The following is a 14,469-nucleotide window of genomic DNA, read 5'->3' as shown; positions in this document are numbered from 1 at the left end:
GTCGTCGTCCAGATAGGTGTGCACCATGAGGACCACGTGCCGGCCGCCGGCCGCGCGGTGGTGGCGTTGTCTCGGGCGTGCACGAAGAGGCACCTTTCGTACGCAGGGATGGCAACCGTTCCTGCATACGCGGTGCACGATCAGGGCGGCCAGGAACCCGAGGGCAGACCGGCCTGGCCGAACGGGCAACGCCGGGCGGGCCCGTCGAGACCCGGGCCCGCTCGTCAAAGGCCAGGAGGTCAGACCGTGAGGTCGTCGTCCAGCTCGTACGGGCTCACCCACCAGCCGTTGCGGCAGACGCGGCCCTCGGGGTCGTGGTCGCCCTCGGCGTACTCGCCGCTGCCGGTCTTCTCGCCGTTGGGGCCGGTGAAGTAGCTCGTGTAGTAGTAGCGGCAGCCGGCGGCGGCCTTCGCGGCGGGCGCGGCGCCGGGCGCGGCCTGCGCCGTGGGTACGACGGCGAGCGCGGCGGCGGCCGTACAGGCGGCGACGGCGACGAGACGGGTGAACGCCTTCACGGTGGGGGCTCCTTCACGGATGAGGTCTCGGGTGCTGCGGGGCGGGCCCTTCGCCCGCCCTCGCGCCGCCCAGGCTGCCGCCCGCCCTCTCGCCACCGTAGGTCCGACCTCCGGGTTTCACTCTCCAGGGGCGGGCGAACCGATTCGCTGCTCGGCCGATCAGATCAGTTCGGCCGGCCGAGCCAAAGCGGGGCCTCCGCGTCGTCGCGCCGTCCTAGCGGTGGTCTGTTGCGCGAGGATGGCCGGTGCCCGCGAACGTGAATCCAGCAGGTGTCGTGGGCGGTGTCCAGGAGGTACCAGACCCGTCCGCCGCCGGTCACCTCGATCTGCCACTGCTCGCAGGTCTGACCTCGGTGGGTGCCGTGCGCCAGGCTGCCTTTGAGGCGGTGGTGCCGGGGTGCCTCGATGGCGGGCCTGGGGTTCGTGCGCAGGGTGACCCAGGCGCGGTAGGTGTTCTCGCGTGCCTGCTGGGCGAGGCTCTTTCAGCCCTTGGCCGAGGCCGCGTCCGCGAAGCGGACCTCCCAGTGCCCGTCGGGTGCCGGTGGTGCGGCGCGGTCGCCACGGCCGGCGCTCACGCGACCGTCCGAGGGTCCGGTACCGGGCCGTAGTCCGTGCCGTGGTCTGCGGTCAGCGCGGCGAGCAGCTCGGGGTCGGAGTGGATCTCGGCGGTGTGCTGCCAGGCGATGAGGAGCTGGGCGACAGCCGCGGTGTTGCCTACGGAGTCGGCGGCGCGCATGGTGTCGACCAGTTCGACGGCGAAGGCGTGGACGTCGGACTCGGGCAGGAAGCGGACCCAGGGGAACGCGTCCGGCAGTATGTCGAGGAGTAGTTCCGTGCTGCCGGGTTCCCGGCGGGCCATCGCGGCCAGCATCCGGGTCGCGGCCGAAACGACGGTCTGGTCCTGCTCGGCCCGCGCGGCGGTGGTGAGGACCAGGTCCTCGCCGTCTCTGCGGTGGAGAAGGAGCCGCGGCGATTCCCTGAGCCGGGCAAGCGTCTGCTTGTTCTTGTTGACCAGCTCGGAGAAGTTCACGGCCGCGTTGTCGGATGCCATGACTTTGAAATTACTTCAAAACTCGGCCGCCGGGTATCGCCCGTAGGGGGGACGCTGCCGCACCGATCAGTCGATGTGCACGATCTGGAACGCCTCCGCCATCCGCCCCGCCGGCAGTCCGCCCGCCCTCGCGTGTTCGCTCAGCCAGTCCCGGAGCAGGCCGGCCAGGTCGTCGAAGTGGGCGGTCTGGGAGGTGTGGATGCGCAGGGCGTCGACCTTGCGGTCGAAGACGGGGGTGACGTCGACGTACTGGTTCGGGGTCGGGCCCGTCATCAGCCACAGCTCGTGGACGATCCAGGGCTCCAGGCCCTCCTGCTTCAGGAGTTCGGGGTGCGCGAAGGGGTTGCGGGCCTCGGGGTATATCGCGCGGAGACAGGCGTCGCCGACCGCGCGGTGGTCGGGGTGGAGGTCGGCGACGCGCGCCCAGTTGATCTCGGGGGACGGGATGATCATGCGCTGCGGGCGGACCTGGCGGATGACCCGGCACAGGTCGCGGCGCAGTCCGACGCTCGCCTCGACGAAGCTGTCGGGGTAGCCGAGGAAGACGACGTCGACGACGCCGCTGAGCTTCGCCGAGTGCATCTGCTCGGCGCGGCGCAGGTCCGCCATGGCCTGACGGGGGAGCATCGGGTCGTAACCGCCGGCGTCGCCGTCCGTGACGATGCAGTACGTGACCTGGGTGCCGCGCTCGATCCACTGCATGACGGTGCCGCTGACGCAGAACTCGATGTCGTCCGGGTGCGCCGCCACCACCAGCAGTGATTCCGGCGCACTGCGGACGGTCGGGTCGATCTCCAAGTCCTCCATGAGGCCAGCCTCTTGGCGTGGCCGGGGCGTCGCAAGGCCAAGTCGTGGCGTGAACCGGACATGGCACTTACGCGCCAGTCAAAAAGTTGGTAGATTCAAATCATTGGGTGCGACATGTGGACAGCGGGCAGTGGCAGCGACTAGTGGGACTGGGACTGCCGGCGACTGCTGGATGAGATCCGGAGGCGACCTTCATGTGCAGGATCCTCGGCTCGTTCGCCGCAGGAGCGGACCGACCCGACCCGGCCGAACTCGCCGCGGTCTCGGCCCGTCAGCGGCACGGCGGCCCCGACGAGCACCAGGTGCTCAGCGGCCCCGGCTGGTCGCTCGGCTGCGACCGGCTGGCCGTCACCGACCCGTGCGGCGGCACGCAGCCGTACCGGCTGGCCCACCTCCCCGGCATCCTCGCCGTGCTCAACGGCGAGATCTACAACCACGACGAGCTGCGCCGCCGCCTCGCCGCGCGCGGCCACCGCTTCCCCGACCGGTGCGACGGGACGCTGCTGCCGGCGCTGTACGCGGAGTACGGGCCGGCCTTCGCCGAACACCTCGACGGCATGTTCGCCGTCGCGGTCCTCGACCTGCGCCCCGGCGGGACCGGTGGCGGCGCCCAACTCGTCCTCGCCGTGGACGACATGGGCATGAAGCCCATCCACGTCCACCACGACCCGTACGACGGCTCGACCCGCTTCGCCTCCGAGATCCCGGCGCTGCTCGCGTTCGAGGGAGTGCGGATCTCACCGCGCGAGGACGCGCTCGACACCGTCCTCGCGACCCGTACGAGCTACTCGGCGCACACCGCGCTCGACGGCATCAGCGTCCTGCCGCCGGGTGCGACGGCGCTCGTACGGCCCGGCTGCGCGCCCGTCGTACGGCGCCGCGCCCCGCACGCGTCCGCCGCCGCGCGGCCCGTCGGGGACACGCAGGACGTGCTGCGGCACGAGGTGCGGCGGCTCGCCACCGCGGACGCGCCGGTGTGCGCGATCACCAGCGGCGGGCTCGACTCCGGGCTCGTCACGGCGCTCGCCGCCGAGCACGGGCGCGAGACGGACGCGCCGCCGCTGCACACCTTCCACCTCACCTACCGGGGCAAGTGGCCCGACTCCGAGTCGGCGTACGCCCGTGCGGTGGCGCGCCGGGCGCGGACCGTGCACCACGAGGTAATCGTCGACCCGGACGAGATCCCGTCGCTGCTGACCCGGACCGTGCGGCACCTGGGGCAGCCGAACGCCGACCCGATCGCGCTGTCGACGTACGCGCTCTTCCGGGCCGTCCGGGAGAACGGTTTCACCGTCGCGCTCGCGGGCGACGGGGCGGACGAGCTCTTCGGCGGGTACGACCGGATGCGGGCGGCGCTCACGGCGCCGGCCGGGATCGACTGGGCCTCCGCCTACGCGGACGCGCTGTCGGCGGCGCCGCGGCTGCTCCGCGAGCACCTCTACACCTCCTCGTACGCGGCGTTCATCGCCGACGAGGGCTCGGCCGCCGACCGCATCGAGCAGGAGCTGCGCTCGGCGGAGGCGGCCGGGACGGACCGCACGGACGCGATGACCGCCTTCGAGACGCGCTGGCGGCTGCCCGCGTACCACCTGCGGCGCGTCGACCACCTCTCCATGGCCTGGGCCGTCGAGGCGCGGCTCCCCTTCTGCCAGCCGTCGGTGGTCACGCACGCCCGCGAGCTGCCGGTGGCGGCGCGGCACGGGAAGCGGGCGCTGTACGAGGCGGGCGCGGAGCTGCTGCCGGCGGCGGTCCTGAACCGGCCCAAGCAGCCCTTCACGCTGCCGATCGCGGCGATGATCTCGCCCGGTGGGCCGCTCCTCGACACGGTGCGGGAGCTGCTGTCGCCGGCGCGGCTCGTGCTGGGCGGGAAGGTGCGGGCCGACCGGGTGCAGAAGCTGCTCGCGCGGCATCTGGAGAGGCCGAACCAGTACGCGGCGCTGACGCTCTGGGGGCTGGCGGTGCACGAGCTGTGGACGGACGTGGTGCAGGGCATGCGGATACCGGTGGGCTGTGCGGCCTGAACCACCGGGGGCGTCGCGTCCCGGACCAGCGGGTCCGCCCGACGGGGCCGGGCCGTCCGGGACGCGCGGCATGGGAGGGCAGGCACCGGGGGCGTCGCGGGACGGGTACGTGACCGCCACCGTCGTCCGGGCTCTCGACGCCCCCGGGCCCACCCTCGTCCTCCGGCTCGACCAGCTTCCCCCGGGCGCCCTCGCGCTCTCGGACGAGTTGGCGCAGTTGCGTCACGCCCTCGCGACGCGCACCCCGTACGCCGCCCTCAACAAGATCGCGGTGTACGGGCCTTCGGCGCATTCCGGCCCGCACGGCGCCGATCTCGACTACCGGTTCGTGCAGGCGCTGCCCGACGGGCGGTTCGACTTCCGGACCGGGTGCGGGCATTCGCTCCTGGCCTGCGTCGTCGCCGACGGCCGTCACCACCGGCCCGTGACCGTGCGCGCGGTCACCACCGGGGACGTGATCCGGTGCACCCCGCACGGGGACTCGTACAGCCTCGACTTCCTGCGCGCGCCCACCGCCCCCGGGACGCTCCCGACCGGTCGCCCGCTCGACCTCGTCGACGGCGTCCCCGTCTCCGTCGTCCGCTACGGCAACCCGTACGTCTTCGTGGACGTACGGCACCTTCCTCCGGACGACCCGTACCTCGAAGAACGCCTCCTCGACCTCCGCGCCCGCGTCGCCCGTACCCTCGGACACGCGCCCCACTCGCCCCTCCCGAAGATCGCGACGTTCACGTCGACGCCGTGCGGCACGCTCGCCGTTCGCGCGCTCACCGTCGGCGGGTGGCATCCGCGGCTCGCGCTCACCGGCGCCGCCGCGCTCGCCGCGGCCGGGGCGATCGAGGGGACCGTCGTGCCGGGGCCGGTCACCACCATCGAGACGCCGGGCGGGCCCGTCACCACGTCCGCGGCCCCGGACCTCGTCCGCGTCCACGACAAGCGCGCCCGCGTCCTCGACCGCGTCCGACTCCCGTGGCGTATCCACGCAACGGCGTGAACGCGCACCCCTCCGGCCAGGTAATCGCCGTCTCTCCTCTGCCACGCTGAATGACGACCGCCAACCGGCATCCGCATCCGTGGGGAGAGCAGACACACATGAAATTCGAGAATCTGCGTGTCGTCGTGACCGGGGCATCACGCTATTTCGGCCGCGCGCTCGCCGTCGGATTCGCGCACCTCGGGGCGGAGGTCTATGTCTCGGCGCGCACCGTCGAGGCCGCGGAGCGGACCCGCTCGGAGGTCATGGGCTCGGCCCGGGACCGTATCCACGCGTTCGGCTGCGACCTGAGCAGGCCCGCCGAGATCCGGGAGTTCGCGGCCCGGGTGGGCGAGCGGACGGACCGGGTGGACCTGCTGGTGAACAACGGGGCCCGGTGGCTGGACGGGATGGACCTGGAGGCGGCGAGCGACGACCAGATCGTGGAGACGATCGAGTCGACGGCCGGCGGCACGGTCCTGATGGTGAAGCACTTCCTGCCGCTCCTGCGCCAGTCCCTCCGGCCCGACATCGTCAACATGGTCGCGGTCCGCGACGCGGAGGGCGCGTCCGCGGCCACCGCCGGCGCCGCGCACGAGGCGTTCTGGACGGCGAAGTCCGCCCAGGCCGGCTTCGCCGACATCCTGTCCCGCCGGCTCCGGCCGTCCGGCGTCCGGGTGTTCTCGCTCTACCCGCCGGACTTCTCCACCTCCGACCCGCGGTTCGCGGAGTGGGACGGCGCGAACCCGGACGGCGTGGCCCCCGACGAGAAGCTGACGACCCAGGCGCTCTTCGAGTGCATCGTGTACGCCGTCGAGCAGCCGCGCGACTGCTTCATCCGTTCCTTCCACTTCGAGCCCCGCTGACCCGTTCCGCTGAGCGCACCGCACGACAGCGTCAAGGAGGTCCCATGAACACGCCCGTCTGGATCACCGCGACCCCTCCGGCCACCCACGGCGAACTGCACATCGGCCACCTGGCGGGCCCGTACGTCGCCGCCGACGTCCTGACCCGCTTCCTGCGCGCCGAGGGCGAGCCCGTCCGCTTCACCACCGGAACCGCCGACCACGCCAGCTCCGTCGAGGTCAGAGCGCGGCGCCTGGGCCGCAAGCCGGAGGAGGTCGCCGAGGGCTACCGCGCGGCGATCACCGCGGACTGGCTGCGTTCGGGCGTGGAGTTCGACCACATCGTCAAGCCGCGCAAGGACCGTGGGTACGGGCGCTGGGTGCAGGAGCTGTTCAGCCGCCTGTACGCGCAGGGCGTCATCGCCCCGCGCACCCGCCTGCTGCCGTACTGCGAGCCGTGCGAGCGCTGGCTGTACGGGGCGCACGTCACCGGCACCTGCCCGCACTGCGGCGCGCAGAGCGACGGCGGCATGTGCCACGAGTGCGCCCGCCCGAACGACGGCGGCGACCTGATCTCGCCGCGCTGCTCGCTGTGCGACACCCCGGCCGTCGCCAAGCGCTGCCGCCGGCTCTACGTGCCCCTGGAGCCGTTCCGCGACCAGTTGTCCGACTACTGGGCGATGGTGGAACTGCCGCCGCGGCTCGCCGCGCTGTGCGAGTCGCTGGTGGAGGACGGGCTGCCGGACATCGCGGTCGGCCACCCGGCCAACTGGGGTCTGGAGGTGCCGGTCGAGGGCTTCCCCGACCACCGGATCGACGCCTGCTTCGAGGCGGCGGCGATGCACCTGTTCGGTTACGACACCAAGGGCCCGCTGCCCCGCCGCACGATCCACTTCTGCGGCTTCGGGCACGCCTTCTGCCATGCCGTGCTGCTGCCGGTGCTGCTGCTCGCGCAGGACATCAAGCTGCCGCAGGAGTTCAACGTCAACGAGTCGTACGTGGTGGAGGAGGGCGTCCGCGAGGGCAACGTGTGGGCGCTCGACCTGCTGACGGAGTACGGCTCCGACACCCTGCGCAGGCATGTGCTGCAGACCCGGCCGACCGGTCGCAGGACCGTCCACCAGCGCGACCGGCTCGCCGCCGCGCGCCTGGAGCTCGACGAGAACTGGAACGCCTGGCTCGGCCGCCTCTTCTCGGCCGTCCGCGAGGAGTGCGACGGGCTGGCGCCGCAGGCGATGCCCGGCGGCACCGGCTGGGCGGTCCTGGAGCGCCGGCTGCACCGGGGCGTGGACGACCTGCGCGAGGCGTACGGCCCCGACGCCTTCGACCCGCGCCGCGCGGTCGCCGTGCTCGACGAGATGGTCCGCTCGGCCGCCGACTTCGGCTACGTCAACGCCCACGAGCGCTGCCGGCCCACCACCTCCTGCCGGCACCTTCCGGCGCTCGCGGCCCAGTTGGCGGTCGCCTCCGCCCTGTCGGCGTGGGCGCGGCCGGTGATGCCGGAGGGCGCGGACCGGCTCGCGTCGGCGCTCCAGGTGGAGCCGGGCCGTGCGGTCGACTGGTCGGCGCTGATCGCTCCGCTGCCGGGCACCCGGCTCGCACCGCCGTCCGGTCCGGTCTTCGGCTTCTGAACCGCCGCTCACGAAGCCCCCTACTTCTAAGCCCCTAAGAAGTCGCGTACTTCGGGTACGCGTCCTTCGAGATCCCCAACCGCGAAACCGCTCCACGCAGCCCGGCACCCCCCCTGCCGCGTGACCGCGCGCCACGCGCAGGGACACGTGGCCCACCCCACAGGAGTCCCACGTGTCCCTGCGCGTCGCCATGCTCAGCGTCCACACCTCCCCGCTCCACCAGCCCGGAACCGGGGACGCCGGCGGGATGAACGTCTACATGGTCGAGCTCTCCCGCGCCCTCGCCGAACAGGGCGTCGAGGTCGACCTGTTCACCCGCTGCCGCGGCGAGGGCCGGCCCGGCCTCGTCGACCTGGAGCCCGGCGTCCGGGTGCGGCACCTGCACGCGGGCCCGCGCCGGGCGCTGCCCAAGGAGGCCATGCCCGACCTGGTCCTGCCGTTCTCGCTGGCCCTGCTGAAGGAGGACCGGCGCTACGACGTGGTCCACTCGCACTACTGGCTGTCCGGGCAGGCCGGCCGGATCGCCTCCTTCGGCTGGGGCATACCGCTCGTGCACACCGCGCACACCCTCGCCCTGGTGAAGAACGCCCACCTCGCCGCCGGCGACACCCCCGAGCCCGAGCTGCGGATCCGCGGCGAGCACCAGATCGCCGCCGACGCCGACCGGCTCATCGCCAACACCACCGACGAGGCGGAGGCGCTGCGCACGCTGTACGGGGCGGAGCCGGCGCGCACCGAGGTCGTACGGCCCGGGGTGTCCCTGCGCACCTTCTCACCGGGCGAGGGACGGGCGGCGGCGCGGGCCAGGCTCGGGCTGCCGGCGGACGCCTTCATCCCGTTGTACGCGGGGCGGATCCAGCCCCTGAAGGGCCCGGACGTGCTCGTCCGGGCGGTCGCCGAACTGCTGCGGATGGCACCGGACCTGCGCCCACGTCTCCTCGTTCCGGTGATCGGCGGGCACTCGGGCGCGACCCGGGAGGGCACCGCCTGGCAGCTGGCGTCGGACCTCGCCGTGACGGACGTGCTGAGGCCGTGCCCGCCGGTGCCGCAGGAGCGGCTCGCCGACTGGTACCGGGCGGCGGACGTGCTCGTCGTGCCGTCGCGCTCGGAGTCGTTCGGCCTGGTGGCGGTGGAGGCGCAGGCGTGCGGAACGCCCGTGCTCGCGGCGGCGGTCGGCGGGCTGCCGACGGCGGTGTGGGACGGGGTGACGGGCCTTCTCGTGCAGGGCCACGATCCGGTGGAGTACGCCCGCCGGCTGCTGTGGCTGGCCCGGCACCCGGAGGCGCGGGTCTCGATGGGGGAGGCGGCGGTGCGGCACGCGCGGGGGATGAGCTGGCGGGCTTCCGCCACGCGGACGATCGACGTGTACGAGGACGCGCTGGCACGGGTGGGGCAAGGGCGGCGGCACGCCCCTGCCCCGGCGGCCTCTCTCTCCTGGAGGAACGAGAAGGCCGTAGCACGAGTCTAGCACCTCTTTTGGTTCGACCAAAGGTTAGAGACGGCCTGGATCGGACAATTCCGTTCCACTGGCGGCGGATTGACGCACACACGCCATGGCAGGTCCACGCATCGGCAATCTATGGATTCGCTCCGGGGGCCCGGACAGAATAGAGATGTCTTCAGGGAACAGCCCGGCGGCACGGGCCCCCGAAAGAAGACGGAATCGATATTCCGACTCCTGGAGGAATCATGTCCGCTGAACAGAACTCCGGAATTCGCCGGGCGGTGCGCCAGCTCGCCCTCGCGCTCGTGGCCTGTCTGGCCGTCGCGGGTGGCGCGGCCGTGGCCGCCGCTCCGGACAAGGAGCCCGCGCAGCTGGAGCAGCACGCGGGTACGGCCGTCGACTGGCCGGGCCCGGCCCCGACGGCCTCGCCGACCACCAACTGACCTTCTGTTCGGCGCATTCGGTCCAAGAAGAAAGTCCCCGTAATCGCTGCCACGATTACGGGGACTTTCTCTTGCCGAGACTTCTGCTTTGTGATTGCGCGGAGCGGGCGCCCGGCGCCGCTCAGTCGATCCATCCCAGGCGAACCGCGCGCACTCCCGCCTCGAACCGGCTCGTCGCGCCCAATTCCTGCATCAGCTCCGAGAGCATCCGGCTCACCGTGCGCAGCGAGACCCCCAGGTTCCGGGCGATCTTCTCGTCCTTCATGCCGCCCGCGAGCATCTGCAGCGCGGCCCGCTGCTGCTCCGAGAGGCCGTCGCCGCCGCGTTCGGGCGCGATGTCGTCCCCGAAGGGCGAGGCCGTGTGCCAGCAGTGCTCGTACAGACTCAGGAACGACCGCACCAGGAGCGGGCCGCTGGCCAGGATGGCGCCCTCCGCCGGCGCCTCCGGGCGCAGCGGGACCAGGGCGTACTGCTCGTCGACGATGACCATCGTCATGGGGAGTTCGGGGGCGATGCGGACCTCCACGCCCAGTTCGGCGCGACGGTTCAGGACCTCCGCCGCCTCCGGCCGGACGGCGTCCCGGTTGCGGTAGATGGCGCGGATCCGCACGCCCTGGTCCAGCTTCCGGCGGTCGCGCTCGAAGATCCGCTCCGGCACCTGCTTGGCCGGTCCGGTCGGGTACATCGAGCAGGAGGTCTCCTGGGTGACGTCGACGATGTCCTCCAGGGCCTGCTGGATGCGCCGGTAGTCGGTGATCGCCTCCACCGCGATCTGGGAGCTCGTGAGCGAACCGGGCCGCAGGAAGGTGCCGGCCAGCGTCTCCAGGGTGCTGTACGCCTGGTCCGCCTCGGCCAGGTACTCGCGCAGCAGGGCCCGCTCGCGGTCCAGGATCCGCAGCAGCGCGATCTCGGGGTCGACGGAGGCGACCGCGTCCGCCTCCGGCCGCCATCCGGCCCTGCTCAGATCGGCGCTCGAGGCATGGGTGCTGGTGGTGGGCACGATGAGACCGAGGGTGATCAGCTCGGCCCGACATCGCTCCTGTTCCTCCGGCGCGAGACCTAACTCGGCGGCCACCTCGGGAAAGTTCGAGACGCCTCTCTTGCGCAGTTCCTGGTAGAGGGCCACCAGCTGACCATGGATCCGGCCGTCCCCCGTCGCACCGCCCGCCGTGCTCATGGTCAGGCTCCCCCTTCTCCTCGCACTCGACCCGCTCCCCGCGCCTGCTCGCCGTGCGTGATCCACGTGTTCCACGTACGGGCTCCCCGCACAAGTTCCCGGCGCGAGGAGTCGGTTCGCGTCCTAGGTCGCCTGCTCGTACGACTCGCCGTCGAGCAGCCCGAGCCGGGCCGCCTTCACGCCCGCCTCGAAGCGGCTGGCGGCGTCCAGTTCGTGCATGACCTCGGAGATCAGCCGGCTGACCGTGCGCAGGGAGACACCGAGGTTGCGGGCCACCTGCTCGTCCTTCACGCCCGAGGCCAGCATGCGCAGCGCGGCCCGCTGCTGCTCGGTGAGGCCGTCGCCGCCGTTCTCGGCCGGCTCCTCGTGGCCGTACGGGGTGGCCGCGTACCAGCAGTACTCGTACAGGGCCCGGTAGGAGCGCACCAGGCCCGGGCCGCGGGCCAGGATCGTGGCGGAGTCCGGGTCGCGCGGATCGGTCGGGAGCAGCGCGAAGTTCTCGTCGGCGAGGACCATGTTCATCGGGACGACGGGGGAGAGCCGGATCTCCACGCCGAGCGCGCTCCGCTCGGCCAGGTGCTGCACCATCTCGGGCACCTGGCCGACCCGGTGGCTGTACATGGCCTGGACGGAGACCCCGCGTTCGATGCGTTCGCGGTCCCGGTCGAGTTCGAGGACCGTCTCCTCGCGGCGCACGGATCCGGTCAGCATCGACTGGAACGAGCCGCGCACGGAGTGCGTCAGGTCGGACAGCTCGCGCCGGATGCGGGCCGGGTCGTCGACGATCTCGACCTCGACCTCGGAGCCGGGCTCCAGGCCGCCCCGCAGGAACGGTCCGGCGAGGGTTTCGAGCGCGGTGTGGGCCCGGCTGGTCTCGGCCAGCCGGCTCTCCAGACGGTCGCGTTCGTGCTGGAGGAGACGGAGGAGGGCGACGTCCGGGGCGACGACGGAAGCCGCGGCGTCGACGACGTCCGCGCCCCCTGCGGTCGGCTCGACGAGGCCGAGGGCGAGCAACTCCTCGCGGCAGCGGTCCCGTTCGGCGCCGGTCAGCTCGATCCGCTCGGCGACCTTGTGGAAGGGCTCGCCCGGGGAGCTGCGGAGTTCCTGGTAGAGGGCGAGGGCCTGGTCGCTTCCCGTACGCGCTCCGACGGCGTTTTTGGACACGGCGCAGCAGACTCCCCTCGGATCGCGCGGATCCTGTTGAAACGCCCCGCTAGACCCTGCCACAAATTCGAACGCGTCGCACGATGTTCACGTTCATTCAGCGCGCGGAGGGCTCTTCGTCGCAGTCGGGGCAAAGGCCCTTGAAGACCACCTCGGCATCGCTCACGCGCCACTTCGGCAGACTGCCGGCGGGCGGGGCGGGGGCGGTCGCGGTCACGTTCTCCACGCGGCCGCAGTGCAGGCACAGGGCGTGCTGGTGGGGCGGGCCGGCGATCTCGAAGACGGCCGGCAGGCCGGGCCGGTCGAACTTGCTGACCAGTCCGGTCTCCTGGAAGTGCCGCAGCATCTCGTAGACGGCCTGGCTGGTGAGCGTGCCGAGCCGCTCGCGGGCGGTGGCGGTGATCGCCTCGACGTCGAGATGGCCGCCGGCGGCGAGCACCGTGAGCACCTCCAGGCGCGGACCGGTGACCCGCAGGCCGACGTCACGCAGGCGCTGGATCACCGCCTCGCGGCCCGTCAGCTCTTCCACGACTGCCATCTTCTCCGCCCGCCACCCGCCGCCTGGTCGGCCCAAACTTTTGTGGGCATCGTACCTCTTGGCCGTCCCGGCCGTCAGTGGACCGTCCCGGCCGTCTCAGTCTTCCGTCCGGCATACGAGCAGCACGCTCTCGGTCCGCTCGTCGATCCGGTGCCGGCGGCGGCCCTCGATGTGCAGGCCCGCGGAGTGCAGCTCGGCCGCGAGCAGCTCGCCGTCCACGATCCACTTGTCGGTGGTGAGCACGACCCGCTCGGTGGAGAGCTTGCCGGTGCGCGCGGTGTGGTACGTGATCCGCTCGCTCATCGAGCGCAGGTCGAACTCCTGCCGGGCGACCACCCACTCGTCGAGACCGTCGAACCGCGGCACCTGGAACGCCCAGGTCCGCTGCGGCTCGGCGACCAGTCCCGGCACCAGGTGCGAGGTGTAGTCGAGCGCCAGCGCTCCGCCCGCCCCCAGGTGCGTGGCGATCTCGCGCAGCAGCCGGGGCCGCGCCTGCGGCGGCACGGCGGAGACCATCGCGCCCGCGAGCAGCGCGAGCCGGTAGTCGCCGTCGAGCCGCAGCTCGGTGAGGTCGGCCCGGGTGGTCACGATCAGCCCGGCGACCTGCGGACCGATTCGCCGGGCCCAGTTCTCGAGGCGTTCCAGGGCGGGGCCGTCCCGGTCCACGGCCTCCACGGCGAAGCCGTGCCGGGCGAAGGGGACGGCGAGCCGTCCGGCGCCGGAGCCGAGATCGAGAACGGGGCCGCCGGTGGACCGGGCGAGGGAGAGGTACCGGACGATGTCGGCGCTGTGCGGGCCGAGGAGCGCGTCGTGCAGCCAGACCGAGTCCTCGTCGCCGGGCGAGACGGTCTCGAGTCCGGGAAGGGAGTCGGACGTGAGCCGGATGCCGGCGCCGGGGGCGGGCAGTTCGAGAGGGCCGGAGAACTCCGGCCGATGGGGGTGGTGGGGCTGGTGCGGCCCCCGCGGATGGGCCCGCTCGTATCGGGACGGCAGGACCGGCGCGAGCGCTGCGGGCACGACGGGCAGGGAAGTGCCGCTCGGTGTGTGCATCGCTCCTCCAGGGGCTCGCCGGTCCGTGCCGTCCGAGGGCGAGGAGCCCGTGCCGCCGGGTCCGCGCCGCTGTGCTCCATCCTGACCTGCGGCGGATGGCCGGTTCCAGCGGATCCGGGGGCGTGAACACGCGATGGCGTGTGTCTGCCACGCTCGGGTGTTCGGGGGAGAGATGTACGAGGCGGAGTCGCGGGACGCGGCTCGGAAGGGACTGCTCGGAGGGGCCGCTCGGAAGGGGCCGGCTCAGGGGAGGAGGTTCAGAGGGGGCGGTTCAGCCGGGTCCCGGCCCTTCGGGCCGACGTGGCTGTCCCGGCCGTCCCGGCCGTCGGGGCGAGCGGGGCGAGCGGGGCGAAGCCCACGTGCTCGTAGAACGAGAGTGACGGATCGCGGTCCGCCGGCAGCGTCACCCGCTGCTCGGTCGCGCCGAACGCCCGCATCCGCTTGCTCGTCGCTTCGAGCAGCGCCGATCCGACGCCGCCGCGCCGCGAGTCCGGGCACACCGCGAGCGCGTACAGCTCGCCCTCTCCCGGTACGGGCACGCCGCCCGCGACCGCGCCGATCACGGCGCCGTCCGGTCCGGTGGCGACCAGCCAGCCGAGCCAGCCGGGGGCGCCGCCGGGAATTTCAATTTCCGCGCGGATACGGGGAAGTGCGCATTGCGTCGAGACGAGACGTCGGGTGGGGATTTCGCCGAGTATTTCCGAATAGCTGCCCCGAATGGCTTCAGCCAGCAGCCTGGATATCGTCGTCGCGTCCGCGGCTTCCGCCGCCCGCACGTCAGCCAGCTGCATTGGTCCGTACCCTTCGACG

At 72.6% G+C, this 14,469-nt stretch carries 14 protein-coding genes; 6 read left to right on the top strand and 8 right to left on the bottom strand.

The window, feature by feature from the left end; genetic code table 11:
• Positions 1-239: 239 nt before the first annotated feature.
• The 3 genes from ACWEV0_RS19065 to ACWEV0_RS19055 form a co-directional block, all read right to left on the bottom strand.
• A complete protein-coding gene (locus ACWEV0_RS19065; protein ID WP_453150459.1) occupies positions 240-515 on the bottom strand; it encodes a hypothetical protein in 276 nt (91 codons plus the stop codon).
• A gap of 571 nt (positions 516-1,086) precedes the next feature.
• A complete protein-coding gene (locus ACWEV0_RS19060; protein WP_453150458.1) occupies positions 1,087-1,566 on the bottom strand; it encodes a hypothetical protein in 480 nt (159 codons plus the stop codon).
• 66 nt (positions 1,567-1,632) lie between these two features.
• Positions 1,633-2,373, bottom strand: coding sequence for a PIG-L deacetylase family protein (locus ACWEV0_RS19055; RefSeq protein WP_453150457.1), 741 nt, complete (start codon positions 2,371-2,373; stop codon positions 1,633-1,635).
• Between the two features lie 194 nt (positions 2,374-2,567).
• Here ACWEV0_RS19055 and asnB point away from each other — a divergent pair, with 194 nt between their 5' ends.
• The 6 genes from asnB to ACWEV0_RS19025 all read left to right on the top strand — a co-directional run bounded on the left by asnB (position 2,568) and on the right by ACWEV0_RS19025 (position 9,730).
• Positions 2,568-4,394 (top strand): asparagine synthase (glutamine-hydrolyzing), encoded by a 1,827-nt coding sequence (gene asnB / locus ACWEV0_RS19050; protein WP_453150456.1) that lies wholly within the window; start codon positions 2,568-2,570, stop codon positions 4,392-4,394.
• 109 nt (positions 4,395-4,503) lie between these two features.
• Positions 4,504-5,388, top strand: coding sequence for a hypothetical protein (locus ACWEV0_RS19045; RefSeq protein WP_453150455.1), 885 nt, complete (start codon positions 4,504-4,506; stop codon positions 5,386-5,388).
• A gap of 98 nt (positions 5,389-5,486) precedes the next feature.
• Positions 5,487-6,233: an SDR family oxidoreductase gene (locus ACWEV0_RS19040; protein ID WP_453150454.1), complete on the top strand. Its 747-nt coding sequence runs from the start codon at positions 5,487-5,489 to the stop codon at positions 6,231-6,233.
• A gap of 44 nt (positions 6,234-6,277) precedes the next feature.
• Positions 6,278-7,843, top strand: a complete 1,566-nt coding sequence (locus ACWEV0_RS19035) for a class I tRNA ligase family protein (protein WP_453150453.1) — start codon at positions 6,278-6,280, stop codon at positions 7,841-7,843.
• 190 nt (positions 7,844-8,033) lie between these two features.
• On the top strand, positions 8,034-9,311 hold the full coding sequence (mshA, locus tag ACWEV0_RS19030; protein ID WP_453150463.1) for a D-inositol-3-phosphate glycosyltransferase: 1,278 nt from the start codon (positions 8,034-8,036) through the stop codon (positions 9,309-9,311).
• 221 nt (positions 9,312-9,532) lie between these two features.
• Positions 9,533-9,730: a hypothetical protein gene (locus tag ACWEV0_RS19025; protein ID WP_403799511.1), complete on the top strand. Its 198-nt coding sequence runs from the start codon at positions 9,533-9,535 to the stop codon at positions 9,728-9,730.
• Between the two features lie 121 nt (positions 9,731-9,851).
• Here ACWEV0_RS19025 and ACWEV0_RS19020 read toward each other — a convergent pair whose 3' ends face one another.
• The 5 genes from ACWEV0_RS19020 to ACWEV0_RS19000 form a co-directional block, all read right to left on the bottom strand.
• On the bottom strand, positions 9,852-10,907 hold the full coding sequence (locus tag ACWEV0_RS19020) for a LuxR C-terminal-related transcriptional regulator (RefSeq protein ID WP_453150452.1): 1,056 nt from the start codon (positions 10,905-10,907) through the stop codon (positions 9,852-9,854).
• 123 nt (positions 10,908-11,030) lie between these two features.
• A complete protein-coding gene (locus ACWEV0_RS19015; RefSeq protein ID WP_453150451.1) occupies positions 11,031-12,071 on the bottom strand; it encodes a response regulator transcription factor in 1,041 nt (346 codons plus the stop codon).
• 97 nt (positions 12,072-12,168) lie between these two features.
• Positions 12,169-12,609: a Fur family transcriptional regulator gene (locus tag ACWEV0_RS19010; protein ID WP_453150450.1), complete on the bottom strand. Its 441-nt coding sequence runs from the start codon at positions 12,607-12,609 to the stop codon at positions 12,169-12,171.
• Positions 12,610-12,705: 96 nt separating this feature from the next.
• On the bottom strand, positions 12,706-13,659 hold the full coding sequence (locus ACWEV0_RS19005) for an SAM-dependent methyltransferase (RefSeq protein WP_453150449.1): 954 nt from the start codon (positions 13,657-13,659) through the stop codon (positions 12,706-12,708).
• 257 nt (positions 13,660-13,916) lie between these two features.
• Positions 13,917-14,450 carry a GNAT family N-acetyltransferase gene (locus ACWEV0_RS19000; protein WP_453150448.1) on the bottom strand — a complete coding sequence of 178 codons (534 nt, stop codon included), beginning with the start codon at positions 14,448-14,450 and terminating at the stop codon, positions 13,917-13,919.
• Positions 14,451-14,469 lie beyond the last annotated feature (19 nt).

This window comes from Streptomyces sp. NPDC003943, assembly GCF_053605265.1.
This window is presented reverse-complemented; position numbering and strand designations above follow the sequence as displayed.